At 59.5% G+C, this 15,933-nt stretch carries 13 protein-coding genes; 6 read left to right on the top strand and 7 right to left on the bottom strand.

Annotation, left to right across the window (positions count from 1 at the left end):
* From DMP08_RS06395 to DMP08_RS06385, 3 genes are all read left to right on the top strand, one after another.
* Positions 1-1,252, top strand: a 1,252-nt coding sequence (locus DMP08_RS06395) for a glucosaminidase domain-containing protein (protein WP_211328402.1), incomplete at its 5' end; no start/stop codon positions are given.
* Positions 1,253-1,439: 187 nt separating this feature from the next.
* Positions 1,440-3,230 (top strand): phosphotransferase, encoded by a 1,791-nt coding sequence (locus tag DMP08_RS06390; protein ID WP_123192114.1) that lies wholly within the window; start codon positions 1,440-1,442, stop codon positions 3,228-3,230.
* A complete protein-coding gene (locus tag DMP08_RS06385) occupies positions 3,227-4,198 on the top strand; it encodes a DMT family transporter (protein ID WP_244596840.1) in 972 nt (323 codons plus the stop codon). The genes DMP08_RS06390 and DMP08_RS06385 overlap by 4 nt, the downstream gene beginning before the upstream one ends.
* A 91-nt stretch (positions 4,199-4,289) precedes the next feature.
* On the opposite strand, the gene DMP08_RS06380 is transcribed toward DMP08_RS06385, so the two are convergent.
* From DMP08_RS06380 to DMP08_RS06360, 5 genes are all read right to left on the bottom strand, one after another.
* A complete protein-coding gene (locus DMP08_RS06380) occupies positions 4,290-4,643 on the bottom strand; it encodes an Hpt domain-containing protein (protein WP_123192113.1) in 354 nt (117 codons plus the stop codon).
* A gap of 128 nt (positions 4,644-4,771) precedes the next feature.
* Positions 4,772-5,377, bottom strand: a complete 606-nt coding sequence (locus DMP08_RS06375) for a sugar transferase (protein ID WP_123192112.1) — start codon at positions 5,375-5,377, stop codon at positions 4,772-4,774.
* Complete coding sequence (locus DMP08_RS06370; protein WP_123192111.1) at positions 5,377-6,603, bottom strand: DegT/DnrJ/EryC1/StrS family aminotransferase; 1,227 nt, start codon at positions 6,601-6,603, stop codon at positions 5,377-5,379. The genes DMP08_RS06375 and DMP08_RS06370 overlap by 1 nt, the downstream gene beginning before the upstream one ends.
* Before the next feature lie 110 nt (positions 6,604-6,713).
* Positions 6,714-8,003, bottom strand: coding sequence for a glycosyltransferase (locus DMP08_RS06365; protein WP_170158410.1), 1,290 nt, complete (start codon positions 8,001-8,003; stop codon positions 6,714-6,716).
* Between the two features lie 67 nt (positions 8,004-8,070).
* Positions 8,071-10,233, bottom strand: a complete 2,163-nt coding sequence (locus DMP08_RS06360) for a DUF7657 domain-containing protein (protein WP_123192110.1) — start codon at positions 10,231-10,233, stop codon at positions 8,071-8,073.
* A 104-nt stretch (positions 10,234-10,337) separates the two neighbouring features.
* Here DMP08_RS06360 and DMP08_RS06355 point away from each other — a divergent pair, with 104 nt between their 5' ends.
* On the top strand, positions 10,338-11,387 hold the full coding sequence (locus DMP08_RS06355) for a glycosyltransferase family 2 protein (RefSeq protein ID WP_161555433.1): 1,050 nt from the start codon (positions 10,338-10,340) through the stop codon (positions 11,385-11,387).
* Between the two features lie 13 nt (positions 11,388-11,400).
* Here DMP08_RS06355 and DMP08_RS06350 read toward each other — a convergent pair whose 3' ends face one another.
* Together DMP08_RS06350 and DMP08_RS06345 are read right to left on the bottom strand one after the other, a co-directional pair.
* Entirely contained in the window at positions 11,401-12,528 is a 1,128-nt protein-coding gene (locus tag DMP08_RS06350) for a glycosyltransferase family 2 protein (RefSeq protein WP_123192108.1), read from the bottom strand.
* A gap of 72 nt (positions 12,529-12,600) precedes the next feature.
* Entirely contained in the window at positions 12,601-13,089 is a 489-nt protein-coding gene (locus DMP08_RS06345) for a universal stress protein (protein WP_123192107.1), read from the bottom strand.
* A 706-nt stretch (positions 13,090-13,795) separates the two neighbouring features.
* Here DMP08_RS06345 and DMP08_RS06340 point away from each other — a divergent pair.
* Both DMP08_RS06340 and DMP08_RS06335 read left to right on the top strand, forming a co-directional pair.
* Positions 13,796-15,139: a glutamine synthetase family protein gene (locus DMP08_RS06340; protein ID WP_123192106.1), complete on the top strand. Its 1,344-nt coding sequence runs from the start codon at positions 13,796-13,798 to the stop codon at positions 15,137-15,139.
* A gap of 42 nt (positions 15,140-15,181) precedes the next feature.
* Positions 15,182-15,853: a winged helix family transcriptional regulator gene (locus DMP08_RS06335; protein ID WP_123192105.1), complete on the top strand. Its 672-nt coding sequence runs from the start codon at positions 15,182-15,184 to the stop codon at positions 15,851-15,853.
* Positions 15,854-15,933 lie beyond the last annotated feature (80 nt).

The following is a 15,933-nucleotide window of genomic DNA, read 5'->3' as shown; positions in this document are numbered from 1 at the left end:
GGCCTGGTACTACCTGTCAGCCTCCGGCGCCATGCAGACCGGCTGGCTCAAGCAGGGCGGGACGTGGTACTGGCTCGACCCCGAGTCCGGCAGGATGGCCACGGGCTGGACGAAGACTCCCGACGGGACGTGGTACTTCTTCGACGGCTCGGGCGCGATGAGGCCCGGCGGCTGGCTCAAGGACGGCGAGGCCTGGTACTACCTGTCAGCCTCCGGCGCCATGCAGACCGGCTGGCTCAAGCAGGGCGGGACGTGGTACTGGCTCGACCCCGAGTCCGGCAGGATGGCCACGGGCTGGACGAAGACTCCCGACGGGACGTGGTACTACCTGGAAGGATCGGGCGCGATGAGGTCCGGCGGCTGGATGAGCTCGGGCGGGGCCTGGTACTACCTGTCAGCCTCCGGCGCCATGCAGACCGGCTGGCTCAAGCAGGGCGGGACGTGGTACTGGCTCGACCCCGAGTCCGGCAGGATGGCCACGGGCTGGGCGAAGGCCTCGGACGGCAAGCGGTACTTCTTCGAGAGCTCCGGCGCGATGAGGCCCGGCGGCTGGCTCAAGGACGGCGGGGCCTGGTACTACCTGTCCGGCTCCGGCGCCATGCAGACCGGCTGGCTCGATCTGGGGGGCAAGCGCTATTATCTGAACGAATCCGGCGTGATGGTCACCGGAGCCGTGACCATCGATGGCAAGGCATATCGCTTTGACGCATCGGGAGCGCTGCTTCCTTCGGATTCTGTCATGGGCCCTTCGTCCACTACGGTGCAGCAGATGGTTGCATACTACAGCGCGCAGGGCGTTGCGTATCCTTCGTACAAGTACGCCACAAGAGGAGCTCCTACCATTTCCGATTTCTGCCAGGTTCTTCTTGATCAGGCGAAAGCTGAGAACGTTCGTGCGGAGGTGCTGTTTGCCCAGGCTATGCTAGAGACGGGTTGGCTGCAGTTCGGAGGCGATGTAGATAAAGATGGAAAGATCCAGTGCAATTTTGGAGGGATCGGCGCAACGGGTAATGGTGTTCCCGGAGACTCGTTCCCTGATGTGAAGACCGGGCTTTTGGCTCAGGTTCAGCATCTGAAAGGGTATGCTTCGACCGACCCGCTTAATCAACCCTGTGTCGATCCTCGGTTCAAGTACTTGACCGACAAGCGCGGATCAGCACCGACGGTCAACAAGCTGTCGGGCACGTGGGCTGCAGACAAGACGTACGGAGCGAAGATCATGGATTCCTTGGGCAGACTGCTCTCTTACTGATCTTAGCTAATCCAGGCAATCATTGTTTAGACGCGAAGCCTTCCTTTTCGGGAGGCTTCGCGTCTAGTTGTGTTCAAATTTCGTACAAATGCCCATTATCTGAACATTCCGTTCAAATCATTTATACTATCTTGAAAAATGAACGTTGAATGGATTGATTCCCGGATATGCATGAGAGGATGCACGATTGATCACAAAGAATGAGTTTTCGGTGCTTGCTGCGCTTGAGAGGGAGCCTGGCATGAGCCAACGTGCAATTTCTGCTCATGCGGGGTTGTCGTTGGGGTCGGTCAATACGGCGTACAAAACGCTTTCAGACGGGGGCTTGATCGCAGCCGGTGCTCTTACCGATGCAGGTCGAGAAACATTGCTGCCTTACAAGGTCGACAACGCTATTATCTTGGCGGCGGGGCTTTCATCGCGGTTTGCGCCTATTTCCTACGAAAAGCCCAAAGGACTGCTGCATGTTCGCGGCGAGATACTGATTGAACGTCAAATTCGCCAGCTGCAGGAGTCGGGTATCAACGACATAACGGTAGTGGTGGGGTATAAAAAAGAGTACTTCTTCTATCTCGAGGAGAAGTTTGGCGTGTCCATTGCGGTGAACGATGAATACGCCTCTCGAAACAATCACTCGTCCCTCATGGTTGTTCGCGAGCGCTTGCGCAATACGTTCATCTGCTCGTCAGATAATTACTTTGCGGAGAATCCCTTCGAACCGTATGTATGGAAGGCGTATTACGCAGCCCAATATCAAGCAGGTCCTACAAAAGAATGGTGCATGCGTCTAGGGTCGGGCAACCGCATTGTGTCGGTTGAAATAGGCGGTCGCGATGCGCTTATTATGCTCGGCCATGTGTACTTTGACAAAGCGTTTTCCGGTACGTTCGCCCGCATTCTTGCAGACGAGTACGAGGCTCCCGCTACGGTGGACAAGTTATGGGAAGAGCTCTACGTCGATCATATCGCAGAGTTGGACATGGTTGCGCGCGAGTATCCAGCGGGCACTGTGTTCGAATTTGACACGCTTGACGAGCTGCGCGAATTCGATCCCTATTTTCTTAGGAACGTCGACTCCGAGGCGTTCGACAATATAGTGTCTGCGCTCGGATGCAGCAAAGACGACATTCGCGATGTATACCCGCTGAAGCAGGGCCTTACGAACCTTTCGTGCCATATTCGCGTTGGGGACGCCGAGTACGTGTACCGCCATCCGGGTATTGGAACCGAAGGGATCATCGATCGCCAGGCTGAAATGGTGGCTCAGGGGGTGGCGCGCGATTTGGGCCTCGACAGTACGTTCATCGTCGAAGACCCTGAGAGAGGATGGAAGCTGTCTCGCTTTATTCCGAATTGCCGTCAGCTTGATCCCCGTGATCCTGCGCAAGTTAAACGAGCCATGGAAATGGCGCGGCGCCTTCATGGGTCAGGCGCGAGCGTTGATCGGTCGTTCGACTTCTTTGAAGAAGGGAAGCGCTACGAGCGTCTGCTTGAGCGGAAGACGGGTCGAATTGAAGTACCTGGTTATGCCGAAATGGCTGCAAAGGCAGAAGAACTCAAGCGCCTTGTTGACGCGGACGACACGCGCGTGTGTCTGACCCACAACGACTTCTTCATGCTGAATTTCTTGATTGACGAGCAGGATGAGATGTCGCTCATCGATTGGGAATATTCGGGCATGTCCGATTACGCCAGCGACTTTGGCACGTTCGTGGTGTGCTGCCAGCTTGACGAAGCCGAAGCCGTTCGTGCGCTTTCCTATTACTTTGGGCACGAACCCTCGATGGAGGAGCAAAGGCACAACTTCGCCTTTGTCGCCCTTGCCGGATGGTGTTGGTACGTGTGGTCCTTGCTCAAAGAAGCCGAGGGCGACATGGTGGGCGAATGGCTCTATATTTACTACCGCTATGCGAAGGACTATCTGGATAAGGTGCTGGATTGGTACCGTCAGGGGAGCGATCAAGGGGGAACGTTGTGAAGGGTTTCAAAAGTATGAAGTTTGGCTTGACGAGCGGTTTGCTTTGGGGCCTTGATACGGTGATTCTGGGCATAGGCTTGTCCATGACGCCCTATGTCGGCACCGCCGAGGCGCTTGCGTTTGCAGCTATAGCAAGTGCTGCGCTTCATGATATATTTTGCGCAATTTGGATGTTTGTATACATGGGGGCTAAGGGTCGCTTGGGGGATACGGTTGCTGCTCTTAAGACGCGTAGTGGCAAAGCGGTTATCCTTGGAGCGTTGTTGGGCGGTCCGGTGGGCATGACCGGCTACGTTATTGCTATTAACAACATTGGTGCGGGCTATACAGCTATTATTTCGTCGTTCTATCCTGCCGTTGGCGCTTTTCTTGCTTTCGTGTTTCTGAAAGAGCGAATGGCCCCCAAGCAGTTTGTCGCGTTGCTGGCGGCTCTTGCTGGCATTATCGTGATGGGATACGTGTCATCCGGCGGTTCCGAGTTGGGAAATCCGCTGTTGGGGTTGTTCGGCGCGCTGCTATGTGTTTTGGGGTGGGGCTCCGAAGCGGTCATCTGTGCTTGGGGAATGCGCGATGATGTGGTTGATAACGAGACGGCTTTGCAGATTCGTGAAACGACATCGGCTCTTGCATACGCTATTGTCGTGCTGCCCCTGTTCGGTGCCTGGGGCTTTACAGCGATGGCGGCTCCTAGCTTCGCGACCGGCGTTGTGGCGCTGGCTGCTCTTGCAGGTACGATTTCGTACCTGTTCTACTACAAGAGCATCTCTTCGCCTATTGGCGCGGCGAAGTCCATGGCCCTTAACATCAGCTATTCAGCCTGGGCTGTCCTGTTTGCGCTTGTACTGCAGGGTACGGTTCCCACCCCGATATCCATTGTATGCTGCATTGTTATTTTAGTGGGCACGGTGTTGGCTGCAAGCGACTGGAACGAATTGTTTGGACGTAAGGAAACGGCTGACATGCGGTAAAAGATTCAGGCGGAGCGGTTTGGCGACTCTTCTTCGGTCGTAGGTCAGAAGAAGAGTCGCCCTCTTGTTTTATCGAAGCGGTTGCTTGGGCTTAGGAAATCTTCCTCAACGCATCGCACACACGGTCGTAGGCGTCTTGGGTGTCGGGCATCAGCTCCCAGGCGGCGTCCATATCGCTTGCGTTCAGGACTTCGTTCATCTTGCAGGCTGCTCGGTACAGGTCCTTGAACGAGAGGTTGCCGGCCACCCCTTTGAGGGAATGCGCCTCTCGCTGGGACCCTTCGATGTCTTCGCGATCCATGGCTTTTTGAAGCTCTGAGAAATGAGGGTCGTCAAGAAACTTCACAGCAAGGCGAAGATACAGGTCCTCGTTGTTGCCGAAGCGCTCCATAGCCTCGACATAGTCGATGCCGCTTTTGGCAAGTTCAGTGTTGTCAAGTGCCATGCTTGTTGTCCTTCCATCGCGTCGCGTTCGGCTTTGCAAGGAAGGAAGTATACCTTTAAGCAGCTGATCAGGGGGATCTTATCCGTTATTTGTCATGCGAACGTTGCTGGAATGCGACCAGCGGGTAGTTATGACTGCTCGCGCTCGTCTTCCACGAATACGCCTTCCTGCTTGAATACTGCAGAAAACGTTTTGAAGAAGATCTTCACGTCCAACGGAAAACTCATGGTGCGCACGTACTTGACGTCAAGCGCCAGGCGGTCGTGCCACGGCAGCGAATTGCGGCCGTACACGGCTGCGTAACCGGTCACGCCCGGTTTGACCGTAAGCTTCAAATGCTCGTCGCCAACGTAAAGCTCGGTCTCGCGGCGCAGGTCGGGACGGGGTCCCACTACGCTCATGTCGCCCTTCAGCACATTGAGGAACTGCGGCATTTCGTCAAGCGACGTCTTCCTCATGAATGCGCCTACGCGGGTCATGCGCGGGTCGTCGGCTCCGTTGTACGTGGATCCGTCCTCCATGACCAGATCGGGCGCATTCACCTTCATCGAACGCAGCTTGTACATTTTGAAGTCCCGGCCGCCAACTCCCACACGCGGGGCGTTGTAGAACACGGGCCCTTTGTCTTCGAAATGAATGAACGGCGCCAAGATGGCGATGATCAATAGGACGAAGGGCAGGGCGATTATGCCTACGACCAGGTCGCAGGCTCGTTTTCCGAATCGTGCGTACATCACACGGCGCCCTTTGCTTCAAGGGACTCGTAGGCGCGCTGGAACGTTTCCGCAACATAACGTGCGTCGTCGTCCGAAAGCGAGGTATGCAGCGGTAGCGTTACCTCGTTTTCGAATTGCGCGAACGCGTTCGGGAAGTCGGCGATGTCGAATCCCAGATTGCGGTAGGCAGTCAGCAGCGGCAGCGGCTTGTAGTGGACGTTGGTGGACACGCCCTCTTCAGCCATGCGCTCGATCAGCGCGTTGCGGAATTCCTGCGATTTGCCCGTCAGACGCACCAACATAAGGTGTCCGCTCGATGCGAAGTCGTCCCCGTAGTGCTGCAGGATATCCAGATCCATTCCCTCGAAAGCCCGTTCGTACAAGCCTATCAGTTCGCGACGACGTTCCAGCATTCCGGGGTATCGGCGAAGCTGGGCAAGCCCCATGGCGGCTTGGATGTCGGTCATGTTGCATTTCCAGCCTGGAAAAGCAACATCGTACTCCCAAGCGCCCGCTTTGGTTTTCGCGAGGGCGTCTTTGGTCTGGCCATGAAGCGATTGGAGCATAAGCCCGCGGTAGAAATCGTCATCATCGAACAAGCCTGGGCGCCAGGAGAGCGCGCCGCCTTCCGCCGTGGTGAAGTTCTTCACGGCGTGGAACGAAAACGTGGTGAGGTCCGCAACCGAGCCGCAGGTTTTGCCGTGGTAACGCGCGCCCAGAGCGTGAGCCGCATCGGCTACTACGGCAATGCGGCCGATGGCGGCTTGCCGATCGTTCGCCGGCGTCCACGATGCGCCTGCGCTTTCGATTGCCTGGAGCAAACGGTCGTAATCGCACATGCGCCCGGCTATGTCCACGGGGATGATCGCCTTGGTGCGATCCGTGATCAAGGCGGGCAGGGCGTCGTAGTCCATCTCGTAGGAGCCGGGGGCGGTGTCGCACAATACGGGAGTCGCACCTACGTGGCAGATGGGGGAGCACGATGCGGTGTAGGTGTAGGCGCAGGTGATGACTTCGTCGCCCGGTCCGATGCCCAGCGCGCGCAGCGCGCACTCGAGCGCAGCCGTGGCCGATGCCAAGCAGGCCGTGCGGGGGGCGCCCACGTACGATGCCAGATCTTGTTCGAGTTGCTTGGTTTTGGGTCCCGTTGTGATCCAGCCGCTTTTCAAGGCGTCCGTTACCTCGGCTATCTCCGCATCCGTGATGTCGGGGGGAGAGAACGGGATATGCTTCTTTTCGGTCAAGAGCGTGCTCCTCGTGTTCCGTGCGATCCCTCGCGCGCTGGTGCGATTGGGCGCGAGAAACCCTATTGTGACGCGACCTTGCCTATTTGGCGAGAGCGCTCAACTAAACATCACAGCAAATTGCGCAGCAGGGTTACGATTTCCCGATAGGATTGCGGCTGGTCGAATTCGCGTTCGGCTACGGCCCGTCCGCGCGCGCCCATGATCTTGCGCAGCGACGCGTTGCCGGCCAGTTCTCCCATGGCGTGCGCAAGGGCGGCTGCGTTTTCCGCTTCGACGTTGAGGCCGATTCCGTCGGAGCTTACCTTTGCGCGGAATTCCGGACTCGATCCGGTGTTGATCAGGGGATTTCCGCTTGCCAGGTAGTCGCCGATCTTGGTGACGATACTCTGGACCGCCGACTTCACCAACGAGTTCACCGTGATGTCGGATGCGCACAGGTATGCGGCCATGCTCGCGTAGTCCTGGTAGCCCAGGAAGTCGACAGGCGCTTCCAACTGGCTGGCAAGGGCCTCCAGCTTGGCGCGATCCGGCCCGTCGCCCAGGATCTTCACGCGCACCGGCGGGTGGGGCCGCTCTTGAGCCGGGCCGTACGTGGTGCGCTCGGATGCATGTCGGGCGGCGTGCTCCAGACGATCCTTCTCAAGAAGCGCCGATGCCTCGATCAAGGTGGCCAAATCGTAGCTGGCGCCCAGGGTTCCCGCGTAGGTTGCCCACACTTCGCCGTCGGGCTTGACGATCTCGTGCGCATGAGCGCGTGCGCCTTCGTCGAAAGCGGCCAGGTCGTTTCCCACGTATACGGTGGCTTTGGGGTAGGGTCGCTCTCGATCTGCGGCGGGGCGGGCGGCGTACTCGTCGGAGGTGCCCACAGCTCCCGACAGCAGGCGGTAGACGATCCGCGCATCGCGTGCGAACGGGTAGAACGCGATGTCGCTCACCACCGGAACGTTCACCACCATGCGCATGGCCTCGGGCCAAAGGTCGTTGATGTCGGCAACGAAGGGGATCCCCATCTTGTCGGCGCATTCGGCGCATGCGCGCGCGACGTCGTTCGGGGGAATTTCGGCGTAGATCAGGTCGTATTCGCCTGCCGTGCGATCAAAATGCGCGCGCAGGTTCTTTGCGGCGACGCGGTGGCTGCGAATGCGCGCCAAGTCCAGGTTCTTCGTGTACCCGGGCTCGTCGATGAACACGATGCGGTACGGAAGATCCTGGTAGCACGTCTTCGAGCAGTCTCGATGCGCTTTCTCCCAATGCTGGAACGACGACGTGATGAGGTCGACTTCGAACCCCTCGCGAACGAGCAGATCCGAAAGGAAGCGGAATCGCGTGTAGCCGCGCGTCTCGTCGCCCAGCTTCACGCCCATGGTGACGACGGCGATGCGCTTGCGATTGCGCATGCGCGCTTGTTTTTGTGTGGTATCCATGGGCGCAAGTATAGCAAAGGAGCGCCGAGAATCGTCGGGGCTATCCCGTGCTTCTTCGATCCTGCAGATGCACTTCGTAGATGGTGCGCCCGTTTACGGCCTCGCCCAAGGACGCAAAAGACACTTCGTTGGTCGAGAACGCGCCGAGCTCCTGCGTGGATACCAGGTAGTCCGCTCCCAGCAGCGGGATATCCGAAGGGTTGACGTACAGCGTGAAGCTGTCGAATGCGGCATCTCCGAAGTGAGTTTCGCCATGCACGACTTCTATGGAGATATGCGCGTAGCGATTGTAGACGTCGTCGTAGGACCCCGCTGGATCGAAGGATCGCCATAGGCTCAAGTTGGGATAGACGTTGCACGTGTTGATGACTGCAGCTCCGCTCGTGGCCGCCAGGTCGGCATAAGCGGAGCTGTCGTCGCCGGTTACGGCCCAGACGGAATCGGGGCGCTCCTGGTTGATCGCTGCTACGGCTTCGCGCGTTTCGTTCTCCAAAATGGGTCCAGCTCCTATTTGCACAGGGTTCACCATCACGCCCATGAACAACGCGAGCGTCGCCAGGTAGGTTGCAAGGGCCCCGTCCGCTCCATCTGCGCGGCGCAGCAGCAGGTACATTCCTCCGATCAGCACGAGCGCGCATGCGGCGAAGGCCGCGGTGTTGTAGAACCAGGGAAACGCTGCGGCCGATCCCGCCATGATCGCGCCGCCGGCAACGATTGCTACGGCCGTTGCCGCCGCGCGGGTGGGCCGGGCTTTCAAAAGGGCGAGGCCCCGTATGAGCAAGAGAAGGTTGATCAGGCCGAACACGATGAACGCTTTGGAGTACAGCCCGCCTGTGCTCAAGCTCATGAGCGTGAGCTTCGCGAGGGGTTCGGGAAAGCCCGCGAAACAATACCATCCTAGAAACGCGTTCAGCGCCAGCAGCGCGATGAGATACGCATCGCGTCTCCCCTCCTTGAGCACCACCCAGAGCGAGACGAGGATGCCCAGGGGGAAGAAGTCGTAGACCGACGCGAAGGCGTCGATGCGCAGACTGTCGGCGAAGGACCGCAAGGGAGTGAGCGCGTCTAGGGGGTATTGAGCTAGCAAGGGCAGGGCCCCGCCGCCGCAGTCGGCTCGATGGCCTGGGTAGGCGGTGTTCAGGACCGCCTGCACGGTGTCCCATGACTTTCCGAACACGTAGGCCATGCCGACGCAGAACAGAAGGAAGAACCCTCCAACGATAAGCGCGTCCTTGCGGCTCAGGCGGGCCTCCCGCCAATGCAGGGCGATGTAGACGGCTGCCATCGTGAAGAAAAGATACGCCATAGGCACCTGAAGAGCCGGGTAGAACGTGAGGACGAAGCATCCTCCGCATATGACGAACGGCAGGCCCAATGCGATGCGCACCCGGTAAGAGGTTGTTTTCAGGTATCCGGCGATGATAAGCAGCATGATCTCGCACGACACGATCATCTCTACGTAGCCGTTGACATCCAGCCACCAGTTGATAACCGGCGCGAACGTCACCAGCAGTGCGAGCCCGCACGCTAAGCCTCGGCGTTGCCGAGCAACGAGCATTCCCACTTCGAACGTGCACATGAGCAGCATGACTACGCGTGCGCACCAGAAAAAGGCAAGACCTCGTTCTGCTCCGAGCAGCAGGTAGCCCCAATGGAAGGGTCGAAAGATCACGGCTGGGTCGGCAACGGGCTGCCCGTATACGATGAACATGTCGCTCGTTGCGCCTCGAAACGTCTCCCCGAAATAAGGCCATGCTCCCGAGTCGTTGAAGCCTTGTGCGAATGCCATGGGCGTGTTGACCAGGAATTCGTCCGAACGGCATGAGCGCGCGGTTCCGAACAGGGTCCCGTCCCATCCACCCCCGTCGTACCACATGCCAAGCGACGAGCCCGATATTCCCAGGCAGGTCCCGATTGCAATCGCTCCGATCGCAATAGGCCAGCGAAACGCGTATAGGAGCTCGAGGCAGCGCTTCCTATGCAGGAAGACCGTCGATGCCGCGGCCGTTCCTGCGGCTAGGCCTATGCCGACGAGGGCCAGGTTGCGCCCGAGGGCGAGTCTTTCCGCGCAGGAGAGGAAGAACTCGCTCGCCCCCGCATCGGCTTCGATACTTTCCAGGTTTAGATAGAGAAACGCAAACGTGGTCAGCACGAGAGCGGCGCCGAAGCCGAAGGCCAGGGCGGGTACGCGGGTGTTCTTCACGAAGGGTCCTGTTCGCTTGAGATGGAGGTGTCCGACCATTATAATCGCAGGGCTTCGCGTTCGCTATAATGGTCGAGTCGCTCCCAGGGAAAGGGCTTGCTCCTATGAAGTTTTCCGTCATCGTCGCCGCCTACAACGTGGAACCTTACGTTGCCGATTGCATCGAGTCGCTGAAACGTCAGACGTATTGCGATTTCGAGGCCATCGTGGTGGACGACGCTTCCACGGATGCAACGCTGCAGGTTGCAAAGCGCTGCGCGGGAGACGATGCGCGCTTCGTGTTTTTTAAGCAGCCCGAAAACGCCGGGCAGTCCGCCGCACGCAACGTGGGCCTGCTTCATGCGTCGGGGGAGTACGTTCTGTTCCTTGATTCCGACGACTATTATCGCGACGATGCGCTGCAAGTCGTTGCCGATAGAGTTGACGCCGACGATTTGGACCAGCTTTACTTCGCGGCGCAAACCTTTTACGAGAACCGTACGCTCAGGCGTACGCGCTACGAGGATCAGGAGAGCCGTACATCCATCCATGGGGTCATGTCGGGAGTCGATTTGTACGTGGCATTCGAAAAGACGGAAGCGTTTCGGCCGTCGTCGTGCCTGTATGCCGTCAGGCGATCGGTTGTCGAAGGCGCCGGTTTGCGTTTTCGCGAGGGAATCATTCACGAGGATCTGCTCTTTCTCATGCAGCTCATGCCGCTGCCTCGTCGCGCGGCGTTTCTGAACGAGCCTTTGTATCGACGCAGGATGCGCGAGGGATCTACCATGACTTCCGCCTTCAGCATGCGCAACGTCGACGGGTTGTTCCGTACGCAGCAGACCTTGCGCGCATGGATCTTGGATCATGCGAACGAGTGCTCCTCGGATTTCTGCGATGCGTACGCCGCGCGCGTTTTCCACACGTGTGAAGTTGCCGCCCGCTACCTGTTCGAGATTACCGAAGCGGACATGAATGCTTATCGCAAGGGGCTGAACCTGCAGGACCGCGTCGATTTCGATTTGCATATCCTCGAGCTGCACAAGGCCCTTAAAGGGGTGTACGACGAACTCGAAGGGTCGCGCACGTATCGACTGGGACGACTGTTCCTCGCGTTTCCCAGCTGGGTGAAAAGTCGCGTGATCTTGCCCCAGGCGAAAAAGAGCGAGCAGGGATAGCGAGCGCTTCGTTCTACCATTCCGTGGGGCGCGCCCTGCGCAACCGTCTTTTTATGGCGAGTTTCTCAAGGGGGCTCGCTTGGCACCAGGGCTTGAATTTTCCGTAGGGAAGGCTGGCCAAAGGGCCAAACGGTCCTTGATCGGGGCTGTCGTCCGACCAGTCGCTCAGGACGGAGGCGTAGCGCGCCATGTTCCGCGGGTAGCCGGTGAAATAGGCGGGCTTGTGCTCGGCCAGCTCCAGTTCGGGAAAGCCGTTCGCGCCGAGCCGCTGCGCCAGCTTGGCGCGAACGGCTTGATCCGTCATGGTTTCGATGTTCCAAAGCGTCCAGTCGAGCGCCCAGTTGAGGTAAGGTTGGCGAAGGCTTTGCCATGCGTCATCGGGCAGTTCCTGCAAAAAGCGCTTCATGCGGCATAGCCCCTCGTAGAAAGCGAAAGGGTCTCGCGTGCGCGAGTTGGATACCGACCCGCCGCGTCCTATGCGGTGCTCGATGAGCACTTCGTTGACTACGGCGATGCGCTGCGCCAGGATTATGGCCTGGTAGGTGAACAGCATGTCCTCGCTATTGGATAGATCGTCGGGAAAGCTCAAACCTGCGGAGCGCGCGAAAGCCGTGCGGTAGAGCTTGTCCCACGGCCAGCCCATGAACGCCGCGAACACGTTTCCGGGCACGTCTCGCCATGAGAACGAGGGGGTTTCGGCAAGGTTGGGAAGTTGGCTTTCCTTGAGCGCCCAAGGGGCGGCGGTGCGTTCCCTCGACTTGTGATCGAACTGCACGATGTCGCATACGACAACGTCGGCCTTGCAACGTATCGCTTGGCCATGCAGGGCTTCCAGCATGGTTGGCAGAAACACGTCGTCGCCGTCGAGCAGCATGAAATGGGGAGATTCCACAAGGCCAAGGCCGTGGTTGCGAGCGCCGGCGGCTCCTAGATTGGGCGTATGAACCACGCGGAAGCGATCGTCTTGCAGGGCGAATTCGTCGGCGATGCGCGCGGTTTCGTCGCTTGACCCGTCCTCCACCACGATGGCCTCGAAATCGGGGAACGTCTGCACGGCAAGAGAAGCCAGGCATTCCCCGAGGCACTCTTCTACGTTGTGCGCCGTCACCACGACGCAAATGCTTGCGGGCCGCTTCGCCATGCGCCCTCCTTTCGATGCTTGAAAGTATAGCGCATGCGAAAGCGGCACCGCGCAGCTATGCGATTCGGTCAGCTATTCAGCGTCTTTTGCCACCAGCACGGGGATCTCGGCCGAGCGCAGCACGCCGTAGCTCACGCTGCCCAGCATGCCGCGCAGTACGCCGAGCCCGCGCGATCCCATCACGATGAGGTCGCAGCCGTGGTCGCGTGCGTAGCCGTTGATGCCGTCGACCACGGACGGTTCGTTCACGGCGATAACGGTCACGTCGTTGGGCAGGCCGTCCAGCATAGAGCCGATGGCCTTGTCCATGTTGGCCTTCTCGCGCGCGCAGGCGTTTTCAACCAGCTTGTCGTATGTGCTGGGGTCGATGATGGGCTCGGGAAGGCTTTCGTACGGGTTCGCGTCAAGGCCCATTGCGGGCGGGAACTCGGATACGTACATGACGTCGATGACATGCAGCTTGATGGCGGGATCTTCCTCGGCAAGGCCCTTTGCGATTTCGAGCGCGCGCAGGGCATGCTCCGACGTGTCGAACGGCACGAGGATGTTGGTGAATTTCATGCGGCACCTCCTGGTTGGTGGCTTGTCCGATGGCTTGAGTGTACCATGCACGCTGTACGTTTCGCGCGGGGAGGCCCGTCCGCCGGCGATTCGTCATCGAGGCGTGTCGTTCGGCGGTCGTTGGGCGAACGGCCGCCCGGCTTGGTCCGGAGCTTGGTTCGCGCAGGGGGATCGCGCTGCGCGGATGCCGTCGATGCGGGATGGGAGACCGCTTGGATCGTCAGCGAGGCCGAACGCATGGGGCGGCTACCGCGCTACCGTCTGGAATGCGAAAATCGCTCCGATGGCTCGGTTTCTGCTGAAAAATCGCGTTTGCGAATGATCTTTTTCGAACATAATCAAGGTCGCATCTTTGTGAGCAGGGATTATGTACAATTATGAAATAACTTATAATATAAAAGGTGCTCGGAATCGTTCGCAAACGCAATTTTTCAGCAGGAACGAGGCCTCTCGCGTGTTTTTGCCTTCGCCGTGCGCGAGACCCTCCTTTTTCGCGTTCGCGTTCGCGTTCGCGTTCGCGTTCGCGGGCGCCGCGCCAGCTCGCCTGTTGCCGAGAGCGGAGCAGGGCAGCCGCCTCGATGGAGATTCGGCGAGGTATCCGGGCGTTTCTGCGTAACGCGCTTGCAACAAGCGGCAGTATAATAAAGTAGCCGGCAAAAAGGGAGCCGCCGCGTCGAGCGGCGGACGACGAGCAAGGAAGGTGCGTATGACCGCGAACCCCCAGCAGGATTTCGTCTTGAAGACCATCAAGGGCCGCGACGTTCACTTCGTCCGGTTCTGGTTCACCGACGTTTTGGGCACCGTGAAATCGTTCGCCGTCATTCCCAGCGAGCTGGAGGATGCGTTCGCGGACGGCATGGGTTTCGACGGCAGTTGCATCGAGGGCTTCTGCCGCACGCAGGAATCGGACATGCTGGCCTATCCGGACGCCTCGACGTTCCAGGTGCTTCCCTGGCGCCCCGAGGCCAATGCGGTGGGGCGCATGTTCTGCGATATCCGCACGCCCGACGGCACGCCTTTCGAAGGGGATCCTCGTCACGTGCTTGCGCGCACCGTGGCGAAGGCCCAGGATATGGGGTACGTGTTCAACGTGGGACCCGAGCTGGAGTTCTACTATTTCAAGGACGCCGAAGGCACCGAGGTGCTCGATCGAGGGGGCTACTTCGATCTGACCAGCCTCGACTACGCGTCCGATTTGCGCCGCGACACCGTGCTCACGCTTGAGAAGATGGGCATCCCCGTGGAATACTCGCACCACGAGAACGGCCCGTCCCAGCACGAGATCGACCTGCGCTTCACCGACGCCCTGTCCATGGCCGACGCCGTCATGACCTATAAGCTGGTCGTCAAAGAGATCGCCATGAAGCACGGCGTGTACGCGTCGTTCATGCCCAAGCCCATGGCCGACCAGCCGGGCAGCGGCATGCACGTGCATCAGAGCCTGTTCGACCTCGACGGCAACAATGCGTTTTTCGATCCCTCCGATTCGCAGGGCTACGGGCTGTCGAGGGTTGCCAAGCACTACCTTGCCGGGCTCTTGAAGTACGCGCCCGAATTCTGTGCGATCACCAACCAGCATGTGAATTCCTACAAGCGCCTGGTGGCGGGCGGGGAAGCTCCCATCTACCTCTCCTGGGCGCGCGCGAATCGCTCGACGCTGGTCCGCGTGCCGGGGTACCGTCCGAATCGCGAGATGGCGTGCCGCTTGGAGCTGCGCAGCCCCGATCCCGGCGCGAATCCGTACCTGGCGTTCGCGGTCATGCTGGCCGCCGGCTTGGCGGGCATCGAGGAAGGGCTCGAACTGCCCGATCCCGCTGAAGATCAGAGCCTTCTTGCGCTTTCGCGTCAAGACCTGCGGCAGCGCGGCGTTCGAACGCTTCCGGAAAGCTTGGGGGAGGCCATCGAGCTGTTCGCTGCATCCGATCTCATGCGCACGACGCTCGGCGATCACATTCACGGCTACCTGGTGGCGTCGAAGCGCGCCGAGTGGAACGACTACCTGGCCCATGTTTCCCTTTGGGAGCGCGATCGGTATCTGGCGGTGCTGTAGCATGGACGCCGTGCGGTTCGCGGGGAAGCGGAGGGGTTTTCTATGAGAAAGACCGTCATATTCATAGCCGACAGCCTGGACAACGCCCACAAGTTCCAGCAGGTCCTTTCAAGCTTGGACGTGGCGGTTGTGGCCGGTTCGTCCGTGCAGTTCAAAAAGCTGCTCTCGCAGCATGCTTCGTGCGACCTGGTTGTTTACGAGGCTCGCAGCGGCTCTTTGTCGAACGTGTCTCAGGTTGAATCGCTTATGCTGGAGGAGGGAACGGCTTCGCTGCTGGTCATCGTAAACGAGGATCAGCTGGCCGATTTTCGCCTTCCCGTGCAGGTGAAGAGCGACTTCGTGGTGCACGGCGCCGGGCCGGACGAGTGCGCCGCGCGCATTCGTCAGCTGTTGTGGCCGGGAAACGAGGGAACCACCTCCGATGTTCTTGCGGTTGACAACATGACCATCAACCTTGCCACGTACCAGGTGACGATAGGCGGCGACCCGCTTGATCTGACGTATCTGGAATACGCGCTCCTTGCGTTTTTGGCCACGCATCCCGGGCGCACGTATTCGCGCGACGCCCTGCTGCGCCGCGTGTGGGGCTTCGACTACTACGGGGGAAGCCGTACGGTGGACGTTCACGTTCGCCGCGTTCGCGCGAAGCTGGGGCCCGACCTTGCGCAGCATTTGGAGACGGTTCGCGGAGTCGGTTATCTTTGGAGCGCGTGATCGTCGCGCTTCGCGCGCAACCCGCGCGCTCCGGCTTGTAGACGGCGCGTGGTCGTTTCCCGGCGGACTGCGCGGCGCGA

It is taken from the genome of Paraeggerthella hongkongensis, from assembly GCF_003726035.1.
Classification (GTDB): Bacteria; Actinomycetota; Coriobacteriia; order Coriobacteriales; family Eggerthellaceae; genus Paraeggerthella; species Paraeggerthella hongkongensis.
Note: the sequence above shows the minus strand (reverse complement) of the source record. Positions and strands in the feature narration are given on the sequence as shown.

Coding starts and splice junctions, on each gene's coding strand:
- DMP08_RS06365 (WP_170158410.1), bottom strand. CDS start 8,003: ATGCGCAATCGCAAGCGCATCGCCGTCGTCACCATGGGCGTGAAGCTG.
- DMP08_RS06375 (WP_123192112.1), bottom strand. CDS start 5,377: ATGTACGCACGATTCGGAAAACGAGCCTGCGACCTGGTCGTAGGCATA.
- DMP08_RS06380 (WP_123192113.1), bottom strand. CDS start 4,643: ATGGCACTTGACAACACTGAACTTGCCAAAAGCGGCATCGACTATGTC.
- DMP08_RS06335 (WP_123192105.1), top strand. CDS start 15,182: ATGAGAAAGACCGTCATATTCATAGCCGACAGCCTGGACAACGCCCAC.
- DMP08_RS06345 (WP_123192107.1), bottom strand. CDS start 13,089: ATGAAATTCACCAACATCCTCGTGCCGTTCGACACGTCGGAGCATGCC.
- DMP08_RS06350 (WP_123192108.1), bottom strand. CDS start 12,528: ATGGCGAAGCGGCCCGCAAGCATTTGCGTCGTGGTGACGGCGCACAAC.
- DMP08_RS06355 (WP_161555433.1), top strand. CDS start 10,338: ATGAAGTTTTCCGTCATCGTCGCCGCCTACAACGTGGAACCTTACGTT.
- DMP08_RS06340 (WP_123192106.1), top strand. CDS start 13,796: ATGACCGCGAACCCCCAGCAGGATTTCGTCTTGAAGACCATCAAGGGC.